Origin of the sequence: Ralstonia sp. A12 (genome assembly GCF_000801955.1) — a bacterium.
GTDB lineage: Bacteria > Pseudomonadota > Gammaproteobacteria > Burkholderiales > Burkholderiaceae > Ralstonia.
Genome location: NZ_JSZO01000001.1, coordinates 479,688 through 499,319, shown reverse-complemented (window position 1 = coordinate 499,319; position 19,632 = coordinate 479,688). Strand labels below are relative to the sequence as shown.

Sequence of the window (19,632 nt, the reverse complement as noted above, 5' to 3'; positions counted from 1 at the left end):
ATTGGGCGCCGTGCCTCGCCTGATCATGGAAACCTTCACGCCTCTCGATTGCGCTCCCGCTTTGCCTGGCCCGCTGCCGCGCCGGAACTCGCGTGCGGCGGAGATCCGCTGGGGTGACCGCATCGTTCACGTGGGCGGCGCTGCGCCGGTCTGCGTGCAATCGATGACGAATACCGACACGTCGGACGCCATCGGCACGGCGATCCAGGTGAAAGAGTTAGCGCGGGCCGGTTCTGAACTGGTGCGGATCACCGTTGATACGCCGGCTGCAGCTGCAGCCGTGCCCGCCATCCGTGAGCAGCTCGACCGCATGGGCGTGGACGTGCCGCTGGTCGGCGATTTTCACTACAACGGCCACAAGCTGCTGCAGGACTATCCCGAGTGCGCGCAGGCGCTGTCCAAATACCGCATCAACCCCGGCAACGTGGGGCAGGGCGCGAAGCGTGACACGCAGTTTGCGCAGATGATCGAGATCGCCTGCCGCTACGACAAACCGGTGCGCATCGGCGTGAACTGGGGCAGCCTGGACCAGGACCTGCTCGCGCGCATCATGGACGAGAACGCCCAGCGTGCAACCCCGTGGGATGCACGCACGGTGATGGTCGAGGCGTTGATCACCTCGGCGATCCAATCGGCGCAGAAGGCGGAAGAGATTGGTCTGCCGGGTAGTCAGATCATCCTGTCGTGCAAAGTGTCGGCGGTGCAGGATTTGATCGCGGTGTACCGCGAACTGGCGCGCCGCTGCAACTACGCGCTGCACCTCGGCTTGACCGAGGCAGGTATGGGTAGCAAGGGGATCGTTGCCTCGACGGCGGCACTGTCGGTGCTGCTGCAGGAAGGCATCGGCGACACGATCCGCATTTCGTTGACGCCAGAGCCCGGTGCGCCGCGCGAGAAGGAAGTGATCGTCGCGCAAGAGATCTTGCAGACCATGGGCCTGCGCAATTTCACGCCAATGGTCATTGCCTGCCCCGGTTGTGGTCGCACGACCAGCACGGTGTTCCAGGAGTTGGCAGCGCGTATCCAGTCATACCTGCGCGAGCAGATGCCGACGTGGAAAGTGACGCACCCTGGCGTTGAAGAGATGAACGTGGCCGTGATGGGGTGCATCGTCAACGGGCCGGGTGAGAGCAAGCACGCCAACATCGGCATTTCGTTGCCGGGTACGGGCGAGTCGCCGGCGGCGCCAGTGTTCGTCGACGGCGTGAAGGTGAAGACGCTGCGCGGCGAGCGCATCGCAGAAGAATTCCAGACGATCGTCGACGAGTATGTGCGCACGCATTACGGCGCGCAAACCGAGACGGCATAAGGCTTCACAGCAAGAAACGACAAGTCGGCCCACAGAATAGGCCGGCTTTTAACGTGACATCATGAGCGAACCCAAACAACAACGCGCGCAGAAGATCGCGGGCGTCAAGGGCATGAACGACCTGCTGCCCAGCGACGCCCCGCTGTGGGAGCACTTCGACAACGCCGTGCGCAGCATGCTGCGCGCCTACGGCTACCAGCAGATCCGCACGCCGATCGTCGAGCAGACACAACTGTTCGTGCGCGGCATCGGCGAGGTAACGGACATCGTCGAGAAGGAGATGTACACCTTCACCGACGCCCTGAACGGCGAGCAACTGACGATGCGCCCGGAAGGTACTGCTGCCGCTGTGCGCGCTGTGATCGAACACAACTTGCTGTATGACGGCCCGAAGCGGCTGTGGTACACGGGCCCGATGTTCCGCCACGAGCGTCCGCAGCGCGGCCGCTACCGCCAGTTCCATCAGGTGGGCGTGGAAGCGCTGGGCTTTGCCGGCCCGGACATCGATGCGGAAGTCATCCTGATGTGCCAGCGCCTGTGGGACGACCTCGGTCTGGTCGGCCTGAAGCTCGAGCTGAACTCGCTCGGCCAGGCGGACGAGCGCGCGGCGCACCGTGCCGATCTCATCAAGTACTTGGAAGGCTTCCAGGACATCCTTGACGAAGACGGCAAGCGTCGCCTGTATACCAACCCGCTGCGCGTGCTCGACACGAAGAATCCTGCGCTGCAGGAGATGGCAGCCGGCGCGCCCAAGCTGATCGACTATCTGGGCGAAGAATCGCGCGCGCACTTCGAGGGCGTGCAGAAGCTGCTCAAGGCCAACAACATCCCGTTCACGATCAACCCGCGTCTGGTGCGCGGGCTGGACTACTACAACCTCACCGTGTTCGAGTGGACGACCGACAAGCTCGGCGCGCAAGGTACGGTGGCTGGTGGCGGCCGCTATGATCCGCTGATCGAGCAGATCGGCGGCAAGCCGGCCCCAGCATGCGGTTGGGCGATGGGCGTGGAGCGCATCATCGAGTTGCTGCGTGAAGAAAAGCTGGAGCCGGAGGCGCAAGGCTGCGACGTCTACATCGTTCACCAAGGCGATGACGCACAGGTGCAGGCGCTGGTGGCCGCCGAGCGTCTGCGTGATGCAGGCCTTGACGTCATTCTTCACGCCTCGGCGGAAGGGCGCAACGGCAGCTTCAAGTCGCAGTTCAAGCGTGCCGACGCAAGTGGCGCATCCTATGCGGTTATCATTGGCGACGATGAAGTCGCCCAAGGTGTGGCGCAGATCAAGCCGCTGCGTGGCGACCCGAGCGCCGACGCCCAGCAGACCGTGCCGGCTGACCAATTGGTCGACCGTCTGATTGATGCCATGGTGGCAAACAGCGACTAACTCCCAACCTCAAGCTCTGCAAAGCATGGCCTACGATCTCGAAGAACAGGAACAACTAGAGAGCCTCAAGCACTGGTGGCGCGACAACGGCAACGTGGTGACGTGGATCGCCATCGTGGTGCTGCTGGCCGTAGCCGGTTGGTTTGGCTGGAAGAACTGGCAACGCAAGCAGGCGGGCGAAGCGTCTGTGCTGTATGAGCAGGTGCAGAAGGCTGTCGAAGGCAAGGATGCTGAGAAGATCAAGCGCGCCGCTACCGACATGGAAGACAAGTTCGGCCGCACCGCTTATGCGCAGATGACAGCACTGGCTGCTGCCAAGGCACTCTACGAGGCGAACGATGCAGCCAGCGCGAAGGCGCAGTTGCAATGGACGATCGACCACGCACGTGATGACGAATACAAAGCCCTCGCCAAGCTGCGCCTGGCGGGTCTGCTGCTCGATGAGAAAGCCTACGATCAGGGCCTCGCGCTAGTCTCCGGCGACGTTGCGCCGGCGTTCACGGCTTTGTTTGCTGACCGTCGCGGCGACCTGCTTGCGGCACAGAACAAGACCGAAGACGCGCGTACCGCCTACAAGCTGGCGCTGGAGAAGTTCGGCTCGGCAGACGCTTCGGCTCGCCAGATCGTGCAGTTCAAGCTGGATGCTCTGGGCGGCGCCTGATCGGCAACGCTTGGGTAGCACTTCAACGCATAACAAAAGGATCCCGATTTCATGATTCACGCACTTGAGCAGGGTGGTCTCGCGCGCGCAGCGCGTGTCGCGGTGCTGGCACTGGCGGCGACGGCCGTTCTGGGCGGTTGCTCGCTGTTCAGCAGCAAGAGCAAGCATGAGCCCGCCAAGCTGAAGGAAGTTCAGCAGGCGCTGGCCGTGAGCCAGGCGTGGAGCGTGAGCGTTGGCAAGAGCGGCCGCTACGTGATGCAGCCGTTCGTCTGGGGTAACAACGTCTACGTGTCGGCCGCCAACGGCGGTGTGACGGCGTTGGATGGCACAACCGGCCGCACCGTATGGCAAGGCAAGGCGGATGTCGATCTGACGTCCGGTCCGGGCAGCGACGGCACGCTTACCGCCGTGGCCGGCGAGAAGGGTACCGTCGTCGCATTTGATGAAAAGGGTGCGCAAAAGTGGAAGGCCACCGTCAACGGTGAAGTGCTGACCGCGCCGCTGGTTGGTCAGGGGCTGGTGATCGTGCGTACGACTGACGGCCGTATTCTGGGCCTGGACGGCGGCAACGGCGATCGCAAGTGGATCTACCAACGCTCGCCGTCGGCGTTGAACCTGCGCAGCAGCCTGCCGATGATTTTCGCTGGTGACAATGTCATCCTGGGTTTTGCGGGCGGCAAGCTGGGTGCACTGGCGGCTAACAACGGGGCGCTGCGCTGGGAAGCGGCGGTATCGTATCCGCGTGGCGTGTCGGAAATTGAGCGCCTGAATGACGTGACAGGTGCGCCGTCGATCGACGGCCAACAGGTTTGCGCAGCCAGCTTCCAGGGGCGCGTGGCGTGCTTCGACGTCAGCACCGGTGCTCCGCGCTGGGGCCGCGATTTCTCCTCGCCGACCGGCGTGACGCAGGATGGTGGTTCGCTGTTCGCGGCGGATGAGAAGTCGGTCGTCTATGGTTTCAATGCCCAGAATGGCGCAGACCTTTGGAAGAACGACGCGCTGTTGTGGCGTGATCTGGGCGCGCCGCTGGCATTCGGTCACGCGGTCATCGTCGGCGACGCCGAGGGCTGGCTGCACTTCCTGGCGAGCGACAGCGGTAAGTTCGTTGCCCGCGTGAAGGCGGACAGCAGCGCCATCAGCGCGGCGCCGGTAGTGGTCGGCCAGACGCTCGTCGTGCAGACGAGCGGCGGTGGCGTCTACGGCTACCTGCCGAAGTAACACCAGCCGTCGCGGGCAGATAACGCCGCGACGGCAAGCGAATCACTCGGGGCGGCAGGCGGTTGCCGGCGCCTCGAACCTGCGCCCGCGTATCCCGCGGGCGTCTTGCATCTGTTCGGTAGGCCGTGCGGGTGCCAACTGCAGTTGCAACAACCGGAATTTGCCGTGACGCCATTCGCGTGCGGTACACAAGCATGAAACCAGTCATTGCCCTCGTGGGGCGGCCGAATGTCGGCAAATCGACCCTGTTCAACCGCCTGACGCGCTCGCGCGACGCGCTGGTCGCGGACATCCCCGGCCTGACCCGCGACCGTCACTATGGTGAGGGTCGCATCGGCGAGCGTCCGTTCATCGTCATCGACACCGGCGGTTTTGAGCCCGTCGCCAAAGAAGGCATCGTCGCCGAGATGGCCAAGCAGACGCGCCAGGCCGTGGTTGAGGCCGACGTGGTTATCTTCATCGTCGATGGCCGCCTGGGGCTGGCGCCGCAGGATCGCGTGATTGCCGATTATCTGCGCAAGACCGGGCGCCGCATTCTCCTGGCCGTCAACAAGGCTGAGGGCATGCGCTACACCTCGGTCGCCTCCGATTTCTACGAGCTTGGATTGGGCGATCCAGCCGCCATTTCGGCTGCGCACGGCGATGGCGTCAACGATTTGGTGGCGGAAGCGCTCGACCTCGCATTTGCCGAGCGTCCGGAGCTTGCCGAGGCAGCCGATGCGCACGACCACGGCACGCGCATTGCTATCGTCGGCCGTCCGAACGTAGGCAAGTCGACGCTGGTGAACGCGCTGATCGGCGAGGAGCGTGTGATCGCGTTTGACATGCCGGGCACCACGCGCGACTCCATCTACGTGGATTTCGAGCGCAACGGCAAGCCCTATACGCTCATCGACACGGCGGGCCTGCGCAAGCGCGGCAAGGTGTTCGAGGCGATCGAGAAATTCTCGGTGGTCAAGACGCTGCAGTCGATTGCGGATGCCAACGTGGTGGTGCTGCTGCTCGACGCGCAGCAGGATATTTCCGACCAGGATGCGCATATCGCCGGCTTCATCGTCGAGTCGGGCCGCGCGTTGGTGGTCGGCGTGAACAAGTGGGATGGGCTCACGGGCCACGCGCGTGACCGTATCAAACACGATCTGGAGCGCAAGCTGCAGTTCCTGTCGTTCGCCAACGTGCACTACGTGTCGGCCAAGGAAAAGACGGGTATCGGCGCGCTGCTGAAGTCGGTGGACGCGGCTTACGCTGCCGCCATGGTCAAGCTGCCGACGCCCAAGCTCACCCGCGTGTTGCAGGAAGCGGTTGAGTTCCAGCAGCCGCGTCGCGCAGGCGTTTCCCGTCCGAAGCTGCGCTATGCGCACCAGGGTGGTTCCAACCCGCCGATTGTGGTGATCCACGGCAATGCGCTGTCGAACATTCCCGACACCTACCGTCGCTTCTTGGAAGGGCGTTTCCGCGAGGCTTTCCAGTTGAAGGGCACCCCGCTGCGAATCGAATTTCGTACGAACAAAAACCCGTACGCCCAATCCAACGAGTGAGCGCTGCGTAAGTCGCGCTCAACCGAGGGCACGGGCGACGCAGGGCATTCGAACGGGGGATCACCAGAAGGCTGAGCTAGCTATTTCGTATAGCGAAGTCAGCGCAGTTTTCCGTTTGCTTTCCCAGATTTCTAAGGCTAAATTCACGAAACATGGCGCCTCGTGCGCCATTGGTGTCGTTTAGATTCACCTGGCGGACTCTTTTGACGAACTTTTTTTGCGTCGCCTGCTTGAACCCGGGCTTCCCAGCCCCATAACCCATCACTAAACCTATAAATCTGGAGTGTGCCATGAGCAACAAAGGGCAATTGCTACAAGACCCGTTTCTGAATGCGCTGCGTAAGGAGCATGTGCCGGTGTCGATCTACCTCGTCAACGGCATCAAGCTGCAAGGCAATATCGAGTCGTTCGACCAGTACGTCGTGCTTCTGCGCAATACCGTTACGCAGATGGTGTACAAGCACGCAATCTCCACCGTGGTGCCGGCTCGTGCCGTGAATTTCCGCGTGGACGAAGCGTCCGACGCCTGATTCTGCCTCGCTCCCGCCGCCCTCTGCGCGGCGGGACGCACCCACCCTGGTTTCACCCCTTCTTCATTTCCCCGCTTGGCATCTCATCCCACCTCCAACCCGGAGCCGACACGCGCCATTCTGGTTGCGGTCGATTTCGGCAAACACGATTTTCAGGAAAGCCTGAGTGAACTGGCGTTGCTGGCTTCTACTGCCGGCTCCGAACCTGTGCGTGCAGTCACTGGCAAACGTTCCCGGCCGGACGCATCGCTGTTCATCGGCTCGGGCAAGGCGGAGGAGGTGAAGATCGCCGCGGACGAGGAAGACGCCGAGATCGTCATCTTCAACCACGCGCTGAGCCCTGCGCAGCAGCGTAACCTCGAGCGCTTCTTCGGCCGCCACGTGGTGGACCGGACGGGCCTCATCCTCGACATCTTCAGCCAGCGCGCGCAGAGCCACGTCGGCAAGGTGCAGGTGGAGCTTGCGCGTGTGCGCTATCAGGCGGCACGCCTGGTGCGGGCGTGGAGCCATCTGGAGCGTCAGAAGGGCGGGGTCGGCTTGCGTGGTGGCCCGGGTGAGCGCCAGCTCGAACTGGATCGCCGGATGCTGGACGAACGCGCCAAGCGCCTGTCGTCCGAGCTGGACAAGCTCCAGCGCCAGCACGATACGCAACGCCGTTCGCGCAGTCGCAACGATGCATTCTCCGTCTCGCTGGTCGGTTATACGAACGCGGGCAAGTCCACCCTGTTCAACGCGCTGACCAAGGCGCGTACCTACGCTGCCAACCAGCTGTTCGCCACGCTGGACACCACCTCCCGCCGGTTGTACCTGGAAGGCTTGGGCAACGTGGTGCTGTCGGACACGGTCGGCTTCATCCGCGATCTGCCGACGCAACTGGTGGCCGCTTTCCGCGCCACATTGGAAGAAACCGTGCACGCCGATGTGTTGCTGCACGTGGTGGACGCTGCCAGCACTGTCAAGCATGAACAGATGGAGCAGGTTGACCGCGTGCTCGATGAAATTGACGCCAGCGGCATCCCGCAGATTCTGGTGATGAACAAGATCGACGCTGCCGAGGAGCTGCGTGCGCAGGGCCCGCGTATCGAGCGTGACGAAAACGGTGCCGTGCGGCGCGTGTTCGTGTCTGCGATCGAAGGCGTCGGGCTGGATCTGCTGCGTGAGGCGCTGGTCGAAACAGCGACTCGCCTGCGCGAGAACCCGGCGTCGCATGGCGGCGACTTCGATCCGCGCTTCGATACCCGTCGGGATCACCTCTCTGTGCAACGTGACGAACTGTCGCAGAACTTGCCTGGCAGCGGCTCTTCCGCCGAAGGTGACGAAGAGGGCTGATAGAATCACCCGTTACTTCTTTTGCAGTCAGACAATCAGGACAAGCCCAACCGCTCATGCCCGAGATTTCGACCCAGTCTTCTTCCATGGCCTCGCCCCGTCCGGCGCGGGGCATGTGGCACCGCCTGCGCGTGCTGCTTTCACTGAACGATCCGCGCTGGGGTCGCGGCGATGACAACAACGCCGAGCGCGAAGACAAAGATGAGCCGAAGCGCCAAAGCAAGCCGCCCCAGGATGGTCCGCCCGATCTCGATGAGCTCTGGCGCGACTTCAACCGTCGTCTGAACAACCTGTTCGGCCGCAAGGAGGGTGGTGACGGCGGCAACGGTGGTCCGACGCCGCTGCGGCCGGGCACCGGCCGCGGTGGCTCCGGTCTCGGTGTCGGCGTGTTGTTGGCTGTGCTGGCGGGCCTGTGGCAGGCCAGCGGCTTCTTTATCGTCCAGGAAGGGCAGACCGGTGTGATCCTGCAGTTCGGTCGCTTCAAGTACTTGGCTACGCCGGGTATCAACTGGCGTCTGCCGTATCCGATCGAATCGCATGAGATCGTTAACCTGTCGGGCGTGCGTACGCTGGAAATCGGCCGCACCACGCAGATCAAGGACACGAACCTGAAAGATTCGTCGATGCTCACGCAGGACGAGAACATCGTCGACGTGCGTTTCTCGGTCCAGTACAACATTGCCGATCCGGTCAAGTACCTGTTCTTCAACCGCACGGACCGTGGTGGTGACGAAGAGCTCGTGACGCAAGCCGCTGAGACCTCGGTGCGCGAGATCGTCGGCCGCAACAAGATGGACTCCGTGCTGTACGAAGGGCGCGATGCTGTCGGCCGTAACCTGGCTGAATCGATCCAGCGCATTTTGACGGCGTACAACACTGGCATCCGCATTCTCAGTGTGAACGTGCAGAGCGTGCAGCCGCCCGAGCAGGTGCAGGCCGCATTCGACGACGTGACCAAGGCGGGCCAGGATCGCGAGCGCGCGATTTCCGAAGGTCAGGCCTACGCCAATGACGTGGTGCCGCGTGCCAAGGGTACGGCTGCGCGCTTGGTTGAAGAGGCGCAAGGTTACAAGGCGCGTGTCACGGCACGTGCAGAAGGTGACGCGGCCCGTTTCGCCTCGGTGCAGCGCGAGTACGCGAAGGCGCCGCAGGTGACGCGCGACCGTATCTATCTGGAGACCATGCAGGACATCTACGCCAACGCAAACAAGGTGCTGGTCGATCAGAGCGGCAATGGCAGTCTGCTGTATCTGCCGCTGGACAAGCTGATCGCGCAGACGCAGGGCGATACGTCTCGCCCTGCGCCCACGCCCGGCGCTTCGCCGCAGGACAGCGGGTCGGCGCAAGGCGCACCCACGCCCTCCAACCCGTCGTCGATGAGTGACGCCGACTCGCGTTCGCGCGAGGCGCTGCGTAACCGTGACCGCGATTCCCGCTAAAGGAGGGCATATGAATCGTCTGATTTCCGCCCTCGTGGCGCTGGTAATTGCCCTGGCGGTGTTCTCGTCGGTGGTGTTCGTGGTGGATCAGCGGCAGTACGCCGTGGTGTTCGCCTTTGGTGAGATCAAACAGGTCATCAAAGAGCCGGGGCTGCACTTCAAGTTGCCGCCGCCGCTGCAGAACGTGGTGTTCATGGACAAGCGCCTGCAGACCATTGATGTGGCCGGCGCAGACCGCTTCATCACGGCCGAGAAGAAGAACCTGCTGGTCGACTGGTTCGTGAAGTGGAAGATTGCCGATCCGCGTCTGTTCTACGTGAGCTTCAAGGGCGACAACCGCCTCGCGCAGGACAGCATGACGCAGAAAATCAACTCCATTGCCCGCGATGAGTTTGCACGCCGCACTGTCTCCGATGTGGTTTCCACTGACCGTGAGGCCGCGATGCAGAGCATCCTCAAGGGCGTGCAGGAGTACGGCAAGTCGGTTGGTGTGGACATCATCGACGTGCGTCTGAAGCGCGTGGACCTGCTGGCCAGCGTGACCGAATCGGTCTACCGCCGTATGGAAGCCGAGCGCAAGCGCGTGGCCAACGAGCTGCGTTCGACCGGCGCCGCCGAAGGTGAAAAGATCCGCGCTGATGCCGACCGCCAACGCGAAGTCGTGCTGGCCGATGCCTACCGCGATGCGCAGAAGATCAAAGGTGAGGGCGATGCCCGTGCCGCTGATATCTACGCCGACGCGTTTGGCCGCGACCCGCAGTTCGCCGCGTTCTGGCGCAGCATGGAGGCCTATCGCGCCTCGTTCCGCGACCGCAAGGATGTGATGGTGTTGCAGCCGAATAGCGATTTCTTCAAGTACATGCGCAGCCCGAACGGTGGCGGCTCGGCCGCAGCGCCAGCAGCTACCCAGACGGGGCGCCATCGCTAGTACAATGCGTCGTTGATCGTATTTGAGGCGGACAGACCCCGGCTTGCCGGGGTTTTGTTCGTTCGCCACTCGCATCTCATGGAAGAGTCACTCCCCACCGTTTTGCTGGCTGCGTGCGCGCTGGTGCTCGTGTTCGAGGGCATCCTGCCGTTTGTCGCCCCGCAGGCCTGGCGCCGTGCCTTCCAGGCGCTGATCGAGCTGCCCGATGAAAAGCTGCGCGTGATCGGCCTGGTGTCGATGGCGGTGGGGCTGATCCTGCTGCGTCTGCTGCATCACTGAGCCACCGCTCCACTTTTCCTCAGCTTTCCGAATTTCCGCTGTCCCTCGATTTCTGACCGAGACCGCCATGCCGACCAATTGGCTGCTGCCTGAATCCATTGCCGACGTGCTGCCTTCCGAGGCGCGCAAGATTGAAGAGTTGCGCCGCCGCATGCTCGACCTGTTCCGTACCTATGGCTACGAACTGGTCATGCCGCCGATGCTGGAGTACATCGAATCGCTGCTCTCCGGCACTGGCCACGATCTGGATCTGAAGACCTTCAAGCTAGTCGATCAGCTCTCCGGCCGCACCATTGGCCTGCGTGCCGACATCACCCCGCAGGTCGCCCGCATTGACGCCCACCTGCTCAATCGGGCTGGCGTGACGCGCCTGTGCTACGCAGGTTCGGTGTTGCACACGCGACCGAGTGGTTTCCACGTCACGCGCGAGCCGCTGCAGATTGGCGCCGAAATCTACGGCCACGCCGGTCTGGAAGCCGATCTGGAAATCCAGGACCTCATGCTGGCCGCGCTATCGGCGGCAGGCTTGGCCGATGTGCGCCTCGATCTGTGTCACGTTGGCGTGCTGGCCGCGTTGCTGGAGCAGGCGCCGGTCGCGTTGAGCGTCCAGGACGAATTGTTTGCGGCGCTGGCGTCCAAGGACGTGCCGGCGCTTCGTGTGTTGACGGCTGATCTGCCCACGACCCAGCGCGATGCGATTAACCTGCTGCCGTCGTTGTATGGCGGTGTCGATGTGCTTGCCCGTGCCCGCGCGCAACTGCCGGCGCTGCCAGCTATCGGCCGTGCGCTGGACGACCTTTCCAGCCTGGCCGAACGTGCAGGCGGCGCCGCAGTCAACATCGACCTTGCCGACTTGCGTGGCTATCACTACCACAGTGGTGTGATGTTTACGGCCTACGTGGCGGGCGTACCCAATGCCGTGGCGCGCGGCGGCCGGTACGACAAGGTCGGTGAGGCCTTCGGTCGTGCCCGCCCGGCGACTGGCTTCTCGCTGGACCTGCGCGAGGTGGCCGGCATATCACCGGTGGAGGCACGCGCTGCCGCCATCCACGCACCGTGGTCGGGTGACGCCAAGCTGCGCGAGGCGATTGCCGCCCTGCGCGCTGCCGGCGAGATCGTCATCCAATCGTTGCCAGGCCACCCGGAAGATCTCGAAGAATTCGCCTACGACCGCCAGCTCGTGGAAGAGGGCGGAAGCTGGATCGTCAAGCCACGCAAGGCTTTGGCCTGAGCGTGTTGCATAACGTTCTGTAAATACCCGGTAATTTCAGGGAAGACCCTGATAACAAGGGTAGAATACGTTTTTAACCCATCTGCAAATTCAACATGTCCGCACCAGCAGTGAGCCAAGGACGCAATGTCGTCGTCATCGGCACCCAGTGGGGTGACGAAGGTAAAGGGAAAATCGTCGATTGGCTGACCGATCACGCGCAAGGCGTGGTTCGTTTCCAGGGCGGACATAACGCAGGCCATACCCTCATCATCGGCGGCAAAAAGACGATCCTGCGTCTGATCCCGTCGGGCATCATGCGCGACGGCGTCGCGTGCTACATCGGCAACGGTGTGGTGCTCTCGCCCGAGGCACTGTTCAAGGAAATCGACGAGCTGGAATCGGCCGGCGTGCAGGTGCAGAATCGCCTGCGTATCTCGGAAGCCGCCACGCTCATCCTCCCGTACCACGTTGCCATCGACAAGGCGCGCGAACTCAAGCGCGGCGCCGCCAAGATCGGCACCACTGGCCGCGGTATTGGCCCGGCGTACGAAGACAAGGTGGCTCGCCGCGCGCTGCGCGTGCAAGACCTGTTCGACCCGGCGTATTTTGCCGAGCGCCTGCGTGAGAACCTGGACTTCCACAACTTCGTCCTGACGCAGTACCTGAACCATCCTGCGCTGGATTTCCAGCAAGTGCTGGACGAGATGCTGCCGTACGGCGAGCGTCTCGCACCGATGGTGACGGACGTGTCGGCCGAACTGTTTGCCGTGAACGCCGCGGGCAAGAACCTGATGTTCGAGGGCGCGCAAGGTACGCTGCTTGACATCGACCACGGCACTTATCCGTTCGTGACGTCGAGCAACTGCGTGGCCGGCAACGCCGCAGCAGGTGCGGGCGTGGGCCCGGGTCAACTGCACTACATCCTGGGTATCACCAAGGCATACTGCACGCGCGTGGGCTCCGGCCCGTTCCCGAGCGAGCTGTACGACGCGGACAATCCCGCGCGTCAGGACCCGACCGGCGTGCGTCTGGCCAACGTTGGTAAGGAGTTTGGTTCGGTCACGGGTCGTCCGCGCCGCACCGGCTGGTTGGATGCCGCTGCACTGCGTCGCGCGATCCAGATCAACGGTGTGTCGGGCCTGTGCATCACCAAGCTCGACGTGCTCGATGGCCTGGAAACCATCAAGCTGTGCGTCGGCTACAAGCTCGACGGCAAGGAAGTCGACATCCTGCCGCGTGGCTCTGACGCCGTGGCGCGCTGCCAGCCGATCTACGAAGAATTCCCGGGCTGGAACACGTCGACCTTCGGCCTGAAGGAGTGGGACGCGCTGCCCGAGACCGCGCAGGCGTATCTCAAGCGTGTGGAGGAAGTGGCCGGTATTCCGATCGCTATGATCTCGACCGGTCCCGACCGAGATGAGACCATCCTGCTGCGTCATCCGTACAAGGGCTGACGCGTAGCAGACCACGCAGTTGACTTGCTCGCCCGGTGATTCGCCGGGCGAATTTGTATTCAGCAGCGCTTTTTACAGAACAAGACAGCGGCAACCCACGCCGCATTCATGATCAAGACGAGGAACACCATGAACCAGCCGATCAACGATGACTCGCACCTGTGGGTGTCCTGGGATGACTATCACAGCCTGATCGAGCGCCTGGCGCTGGTTGTGCATGAGTCGGGCTGGAAGTTCGACAAGATTCTGTGCCTGGCGCGCGGCGGTCTGCGCGTCGGTGATCAGCTCTCGCGCATCTACGATTTGCCGCTGGCGATTCTGGCGACCAGCAGCTATCGCGAAGCTGCCGGTACGCAACAGGGTGATCTCGATATCGCGCAGTACATCACCATGACGCGTGGCGAGTTGTCGGGTCGTGTGCTGTTGGTTGATGATCTGGTGGATTCGGGCATTACGCTGGAGCGAGTAGGGCGCCACCTGAAGGAGCGCTATCCCGCCGTCACCGACGTGCGTACCGCTGTGCTGTGGCACAAGGGGTGCTCGAAGATCAAGCCAGACTACGCCGTGCAGTTCCTGCCGACCAACCCGTGGATCCACCAGCCGTTCGAGGAGTACGACACGCTGCGTCCGCACAATCTCTCGGCGTGGATCAAGCGCGGTAAGGCGCGTGCAGCCGGCAACGGCGAAGCCCCGGCAGCAGTTTGATTCGTTGGTGGATTGCGTCGAAGCAAGAGGGCGGTGGCGTGTGCGGCTTGCGCCGTGCGTGCCACTTCGGTAACCTCACGTGACGGGTCGCAATACGGGCCCGAAACCCGCGTACGGACTGGCTTTGCGGTTCCTCTGCGCGGATGATCGAAGCGCGGCGTGTCTTGATGGATGCGTCGGGCATCGAGCCCACCCAGCGCTTGGGATGTGCGAGCCGGTGATCCTGGCCCAGCCCCGGTGCGATAGTCGAGACACAATGCCTGTCGTCCTTCGCGGAATGTCGCGTCAACAACGGATCAATAATCCGGTCGCAGAAAAGAAAAACGGCGCAACTTGCGTTGCGCCGTTCCTAAACTCTGGTGCCCAGGAGAGGACTCGAACCTCCACGGAGTTACCCGCTAGTACCTGAAACTAGTGCGTCTACCAATTCCGCCACCTGGGCAGGTGTGCGTGTACCGAAGCTGTGATTATTACGTTATCCAGCGAACTTGTCAATACTCTAGAAGAAAAAATTGAATCAGCCGACTTATCCGATCCCGAGCCGCGAGGAAATCCTTGGCGTGCTGCGCACTTCGGGGTCTCCGCTGTCTGCCACCGATATCGCCAAGGCGCTGTCGGTCACCCGTAAAGAGCACGACGGCTTCATCAAGCGTCTGACCGCCATGGAGCGGGATGGTCAGATCGAACTCAACCGCAAGGGGCGCTACGAACTGGCGCACCAACCTAACTTCATCGAAGGCCGCGTGATCGGCCACCGCGATGGCTTCGGCTTCTTCGTCCGCGATGACGGCGAGCCCGACATCTTCCTGCCCGAGCGCGAGATGCAGAAGGCCATGCACGGCGACCGCGCCTTGGTGCGTGCCGTCGGATACGACCGCCGCGGGCGCTCGGAAGGCCAGATCGTCGAGATCCTGCAGCGTGCCAACAAACGCATCATCGGCCGCCTGCTCTCGGAGAGCGGCACGCTGGTGGTGGCGCCCGAAGACAAGCGCCTGGGTCGCGACATCCTGATTGCGCCCAAGGGGCAGGGCAAGGCCAAGGTTGGCCAGGTGGTGAGCGTGGAGATCCTGGAGTATCCGGATCGCTACGTGCAGCCGATCGGCCGCGTGGTCGAAGTGCTGGGCGAGATCGACGACCCTGGCATGGAGATCGAGATTGCCGTGCGCAAGTACGGTGTGCCGCATGAGTTCTCCCAGCCGACGCAGCGCGAGGCCGAGGCGTTGCCGGATGCCGTGCGTGATGCCGATCTGGCGGGCCGCATCGATTTGCGCGATGTGCCGCTCGTCACCATCGACGGTGAAGACGCACGCGACTTCGACGACGCGGTGTATGCCGAGCCCGTGAAGATCGGGCGTAGTAAAGGCTGGCGTCTGATCGTGGCGATTGCCGACGTGTCGCATTACGTCAGGCCGGGGCATCCGCTCGATGCAGATGCGATTGACCGTGCCACCTCGGTTTACTTCCCGCGCCGCGTGATCCCGATGCTGCCGGAGAAGCTCTCCAACGGCCTGTGCTCGCTGAATCCGGAAGTGGATCGCCTGTGCATGGTCTGCGACGCCGTCATCAGCGCGAAGGGCGAGATCAAGGCCTACCAGTTCTATCCGGCCGTTATGCATTCGAAGGCGCGCCTGACCTACAACGAGGTCTGGTCGATTCTGTCGAATGTGAAGGGCCCGGAGGCTGCCAAGCGCGCGCCGCTGGTGCCGCATCTGCAAGACCTGTACGAGCTGTACCAGACATTGCTGAAGGCGCGCCGCGAGCGTGGCGCGATCGACTTCGATACCACCGAGACGTACATCGTCTGCAATGCGCAAGGCAAGATCGAGCAGATCCTGCCGCGCACGCGCAACGATGCACACCGGTTGATTGAGGAGTGCATGTTGACGGCCAACGTCTGCGCGGCCGAGATGTTGGAGAAGTACAAGCATCCGGCGCTGTACCGCGTGCATGCGGGCCCGACGGAAGAAAAGCTGCAGGCGCTGCGCGCTTTCCTGAAGACCAGCGGCCTGACGCTGGGCGGCGGCGACAAGCCGCAGGCGTCCGACTACGCGGAGGTGATGGAAAAGATCGCCGCGCGCCCTGATGCACCGATGCTGCAGACCATGCTGCTGCGCTCGATGCAGCAGGCGGTCTACAGCCCGGACAACATCGGCCACTTCGGTCTGGCGTATCCGGCGTATGCACACTTCACCAGCCCGATCCGCCGCTACCCGGACTTGCTGGTCCATCGCTCCATCAAGGCGATCCTGCATCACACGCGCTATGTGCCGGCGCTGGCGCCGGGCGTGCAGCTGAACAGCGCGCTGTCGCCCAAGGCACGCCGTTTGCAGGCGGAAGCCGAAAAGGGCGTGCCGGCAGCCATCGTCAACAAGGCCAAGGTCGAGGCGATCTGGCATGAGCTGGGCGTGCATTGCTCGGCCAACGAGCGTCGTGCCGACGAAGCCTCGCGTGACGTCGAGGCCTGGCTCAAGTGCTACTTCATGCGCGACAAGCTCGGCAACGAGTTCTCGGGCACCGTCAGCGCGGTCACCTCGTTCGGCATCTTCGTGCAGCTCGACGAGTTGTATGTGGAAGGTCTGGTGCACGTGACCGAACTCGGCAGCGACTACTTCCAGTACGACGAAGCCCGCAACGAACTGCGCGGCGAGCGCACCGGCATCCGCTACCGTCTGACCGACCGTGTGCGCGTGCAGTTGCTGCGTGTGGATCTGGATGCGCGCAAGATGGATTTCCGTCTGATTCAGGAGCCGTCGGCCAAGGCGTTGCGCCCGACCAAGGTGACGGGTGCACCGGAAGCCACAGCGGGTCGTCAGCCGGCCGTGGCCACATCTGCACCGCCGGTTGGCCGCAAGAAGCCCCGCCAACTGGCCGCGCTGTTGGGTGGTACCGCCAAGCCCGAGGAGTCGTTCGACGAGACGCTCGATCGCGTTTTCGAAGAGCAGCCGGTGTTTGAGCCGGGCTCGCGCGCTCAACCGCCGGGCCATGCGCACGGTAAGCCGGCCCGCAAGAAGCAGGCAACGCGCGCGCCTAAGCCAAAGGGCGGTGCGAAGACCACGGCACGCAAGACGATGGGCAAGGCGCCGACCAAGGCGCCGCGCAAGCCCAAGGGCCGGTAAAGCCTGGAAAACCGCTGAGGAGCGAGGGCAGACGGGTACAATCGCGCCATGTCCAAGTCCAAGCTCCTCATCGGCTTCCATGCCGTTACCGCCCGACTGCGCCACGACGCGAAGTCGATCGACGAAATCTATTTCGAGGCTAACCGCCGCGACCGCCGCATGCAGGATTTCCTGAAAGCGGCGGAAGCAGCGGGCGTGCGCCTGATTCCGGCTGACAACAACCGCCTGCACGGCATTGCCGGCACCGATCGCCACCAGGGCGTGGTCGCCAAGGCAGAGTCGCTGTCGCTGGCGCTCAACCTGGATGAGCTGCTCGACAGCATCGAGGGCACGCCGTTGTTGCTGGTGCTCGACGGTGTGACCGATCCGCACAACCTGGGCGCCTGCCTGCGTGTGGCCGATGCGGCCGGTGCGCATGCGGTGATTGCTCCCAAGGATCGCAGCGTCGGTATCAACACCACGGTTGCCAAGGTGGCGAGTGGCGCCGCCGAGACCGTTCCCTACATCACCGTGACCAACCTGGCGCGCACGCTGCGCGAGCTGCAGGAGCGTGGCGTATGGGTGATCGGCACGGCGGACGAAGCCGAGCAGGATCTCTATCAGGCCGACTTCAAGGGCCCGATCGCCATCGTGATGGGCGCCGAAGGCGAAGGCATGCGCCGCCTCACGCGTGAGACGTGCGACGGGCTGGTCAGCATTCCGATGGCGGGCAGCGTGGAAAGCCTGAACGTGTCGGTGGCCAGCGGCGTGTGCCTGTTCGAGGCCGTGCGCCAGCGCGCCGCGGCGCCAGCCAAGAAGGGATGAGCACCGAACCGACGGCCGCATCCGATGCGGCTGCGTTTGCCCAGGCGCACGCCTGGATCGACGCCGCCGAGCGCATCATGGTGCTCACCGGTGCGGGTGTCTCGGCAGAATCCGGTGTGCCGACCTTCCGTGATGCGCTGACCGGCCTCTGGTCGCGCTTCAACCCGGAAGACATGGCCACCGAGGCCGCATACCGCAAGCACCCGCGCATGGTGTGGGACTGGTATCTGGAGCGTCGCGAGCGCGTGCTGCAAGCCCAGCCGAATCCGGCGCACGTTGCCATTGCCGCGCTGGCCAAGCGCAAGACGGTGACGCTGGTCACGCAGAACGTCGATGGCTTGCATCAGCGTGCCGGCAGTGAAGGCGTGATTGAATTGCACGGCAACCTGTTCGTCGACAAGTGGCTTGGCGGTTGCGGCAAATGTGATGTTGCGACGGCCGAGCCGGGCCGGCCGCCGCGTTGTGCGACATGCGGCGCAATGCTGCGTCCGGGTGTGGTGTGGTTTGGCGAGCAGCTTCCGCTGGTAGCGAATTACCGGGCCGAAGAAGCGGCCAACACGTGTGACGTATGCCTAGTGGTGGGCACGTCCGGCATGGTGTATCCAGCGGCCGGGTTGCCGGGTCTGGCGAAGGACCACGGCGCCAAGGTGATCGTCGTGAATCCGGAGCCGAGTGCGCTGGACACGACGGCGGATCTGGTGATCCACCAGCCGGCGGGCGTGTGCTTGCCCGCCATGCTGGGGTAGGGCACTACCCTTTCTTACGCTGCCACGCGCAGCGGCTCAATCAACGCTTCGAGCTTGACCGCATCCGCCGCAAACAGGCGGATGCCTTCGGCCAGCTTTTCCGTGGCCATGGCGTCGGCGTTCATGTGCCAGCGGAACGATTTCTCATCAGCGGGCAGGCGCACGATGTTGGCGGCATTGGCGTTGTCCGGCGACAGCTTGCGCTCGACGGGCGCGTCCGATTGCTGCAGTTGGGCGAGCAAATCCGGGCTGATGGTCAGCAGGTCGCAACCGGCCAGTTCGACGATCTGCGAGGTATTGCGGAAGCTCGCGCCCATCACCTCGGTCGTGTAGTCGAACTTCTTGTAGTAGTTGTAGATGCGCAGGACAGACTGCACGCCCGGGTCGCTCGCGCCGCCTTGCGCGACCGGGTCCCAGTTGGCGCCGGCGTCCTTCTTGTACCAGTCGTAGATGCGGCCGACGAAGGGCGAGATGAGCTGCACGCCCGCTTCCGCGCACGCCACGGCCTGGGCCAGTGAGAACAACAGCGTCATGTTGCAGCGGATGCCTTCGGCGCGAAGCTGGTCCGCCGCACGAATGCCTTCCCACGTCGATGCGATCTTGATCAGCACACGCTCGCGCGCTACGCCGCGCGCCTCGTATAGCGAGATCAGATGCTTGGCCTTGGCGACCGTCGCCTCGGTGTCGAACGACAGGCGCGCATCGACTTCAGTCGACACGCGGCCCGGGATGATCGACAGGATCTCGCAGCCGAAGGCCACGAGCACGGCATCGATGATGTCTTCCACACTGTCGCTGCGCGCATCGCGCACGGCCTGCTCCAGCAGCGGGCGGTACTCGGCCTTCTGCACGGCCTTCAGGATGAGCGACGGGTTGGTGGTCGCATCGTGTGGCGCATAGGCGCGCATGGCCTGGAAATCGCCCGTGTCGGCGACGACGGTGGTGAACTGCTTGAGTTGATCGAGCTGAGTCATAAAGC

At 63.4% G+C, this 19,632-nt stretch carries 17 protein-coding genes and 1 tRNA gene; 16 read left to right on the top strand and 2 right to left on the bottom strand.

Features of this window, described 5'->3' with window-relative positions; genetic code table 11:
* Positions 1-25 precede the first annotated feature (25 nt).
* The 13 genes from ispG (at position 26) to PI87_RS02230 (ending at position 13,987) form a co-directional block, all read left to right on the top strand.
* A complete protein-coding gene (gene ispG, locus PI87_RS02290; protein ID WP_039596438.1) occupies positions 26-1,309 on the top strand; it encodes a flavodoxin-dependent (E)-4-hydroxy-3-methylbut-2-enyl-diphosphate synthase in 1,284 nt (427 codons plus the stop codon).
* A 61-nt stretch (positions 1,310-1,370) separates the two neighbouring features.
* Positions 1,371-2,693 (top strand): histidine--tRNA ligase, encoded by a 1,323-nt coding sequence (hisS, locus tag PI87_RS02285; RefSeq protein ID WP_039596047.1) that lies wholly within the window; start codon positions 1,371-1,373, stop codon positions 2,691-2,693.
* Between the two features lie 25 nt (positions 2,694-2,718).
* Positions 2,719-3,354 (top strand): YfgM family protein, encoded by a 636-nt coding sequence (locus tag PI87_RS02280; RefSeq protein WP_039596046.1) that lies wholly within the window; start codon positions 2,719-2,721, stop codon positions 3,352-3,354.
* 51 nt (positions 3,355-3,405) lie between these two features.
* Positions 3,406-4,572, top strand: coding sequence for an outer membrane protein assembly factor BamB (gene bamB / locus PI87_RS02275; protein WP_039596045.1), 1,167 nt, complete (start codon positions 3,406-3,408; stop codon positions 4,570-4,572).
* Positions 4,573-4,766: 194 nt separating this feature from the next.
* Positions 4,767-6,110 carry a ribosome biogenesis GTPase Der gene (gene der / locus PI87_RS02270; RefSeq protein WP_039596044.1) on the top strand — a complete coding sequence of 448 codons (1,344 nt, stop codon included), beginning with the start codon at positions 4,767-4,769 and terminating at the stop codon, positions 6,108-6,110.
* Between the two features lie 290 nt (positions 6,111-6,400).
* Positions 6,401-6,640, top strand: coding sequence for an RNA chaperone Hfq (gene hfq, locus PI87_RS02265; RefSeq protein WP_003263868.1), 240 nt, complete (start codon positions 6,401-6,403; stop codon positions 6,638-6,640).
* Positions 6,641-6,715: 75 nt separating this feature from the next.
* Positions 6,716-7,969, top strand: coding sequence for a GTPase HflX (hflX, locus tag PI87_RS02260; protein ID WP_039596043.1), 1,254 nt, complete (start codon positions 6,716-6,718; stop codon positions 7,967-7,969).
* A gap of 56 nt (positions 7,970-8,025) precedes the next feature.
* Positions 8,026-9,408: an FtsH protease activity modulator HflK gene (gene hflK / locus PI87_RS02255; RefSeq protein ID WP_039596042.1), complete on the top strand. Its 1,383-nt coding sequence runs from the start codon at positions 8,026-8,028 to the stop codon at positions 9,406-9,408.
* Between the two features lie 10 nt (positions 9,409-9,418).
* The gene (hflC, locus tag PI87_RS02250; RefSeq protein ID WP_039596041.1) at positions 9,419-10,336 is read left to right on the top strand and encodes a protease modulator HflC; all 918 of its coding nucleotides are present in this window, start codon (positions 9,419-9,421) and stop codon (positions 10,334-10,336) included.
* Positions 10,337-10,414: 78 nt separating this feature from the next.
* Positions 10,415-10,615 (top strand): DUF2065 domain-containing protein, encoded by a 201-nt coding sequence (locus PI87_RS02245; RefSeq protein ID WP_039596040.1) that lies wholly within the window; start codon positions 10,415-10,417, stop codon positions 10,613-10,615.
* Positions 10,616-10,682: 67 nt separating this feature from the next.
* Complete coding sequence (locus PI87_RS02240; protein WP_039596039.1) at positions 10,683-11,846, top strand: ATP phosphoribosyltransferase regulatory subunit; 1,164 nt, start codon at positions 10,683-10,685, stop codon at positions 11,844-11,846.
* A gap of 95 nt (positions 11,847-11,941) precedes the next feature.
* Positions 11,942-13,282 (top strand): adenylosuccinate synthase, encoded by a 1,341-nt coding sequence (locus PI87_RS02235; RefSeq protein ID WP_039596038.1) that lies wholly within the window; start codon positions 11,942-11,944, stop codon positions 13,280-13,282.
* Between the two features lie 129 nt (positions 13,283-13,411).
* Complete coding sequence (locus tag PI87_RS02230) at positions 13,412-13,987, top strand: phosphoribosyltransferase (protein ID WP_039596037.1); 576 nt, start codon at positions 13,412-13,414, stop codon at positions 13,985-13,987.
* 357 nt (positions 13,988-14,344) lie between these two features.
* Here PI87_RS02230 and PI87_RS02225 read toward each other — a convergent pair.
* A tRNA-Leu gene (locus PI87_RS02225) sits at positions 14,345-14,429 on the bottom strand.
* Between the two features lie 70 nt (positions 14,430-14,499).
* On the opposite strand from PI87_RS02225, the gene rnr reads away from it, so the two are divergent.
* The 3 genes from rnr to PI87_RS02210 are packed head-to-tail and all read left to right on the top strand — an operon-like array spanning position 14,500 to position 18,653.
* Positions 14,500-17,103, top strand: coding sequence for a ribonuclease R (gene rnr / locus PI87_RS02220; protein WP_039596036.1), 2,604 nt, complete (start codon positions 14,500-14,502; stop codon positions 17,101-17,103).
* A 48-nt stretch (positions 17,104-17,151) separates the two neighbouring features.
* A complete protein-coding gene (gene rlmB, locus PI87_RS02215) occupies positions 17,152-17,907 on the top strand; it encodes a 23S rRNA (guanosine(2251)-2'-O)-methyltransferase RlmB (protein WP_039596035.1) in 756 nt (251 codons plus the stop codon).
* Positions 17,904-18,653, top strand: coding sequence for an SIR2 family NAD-dependent protein deacylase (locus tag PI87_RS02210; protein WP_039596034.1), 750 nt, complete (start codon positions 17,904-17,906; stop codon positions 18,651-18,653). Before rlmB ends, PI87_RS02210 begins: the two co-directional genes overlap by 4 nt.
* 14 nt (positions 18,654-18,667) lie before the next feature.
* On the opposite strand, the gene tal is transcribed toward PI87_RS02210, so the two are convergent.
* On the bottom strand, positions 18,668-19,627 hold the full coding sequence (gene tal / locus PI87_RS02205) for a transaldolase (protein WP_039596033.1): 960 nt from the start codon (positions 19,625-19,627) through the stop codon (positions 18,668-18,670).
* Positions 19,628-19,632: the final 5 nt, after the last annotated feature.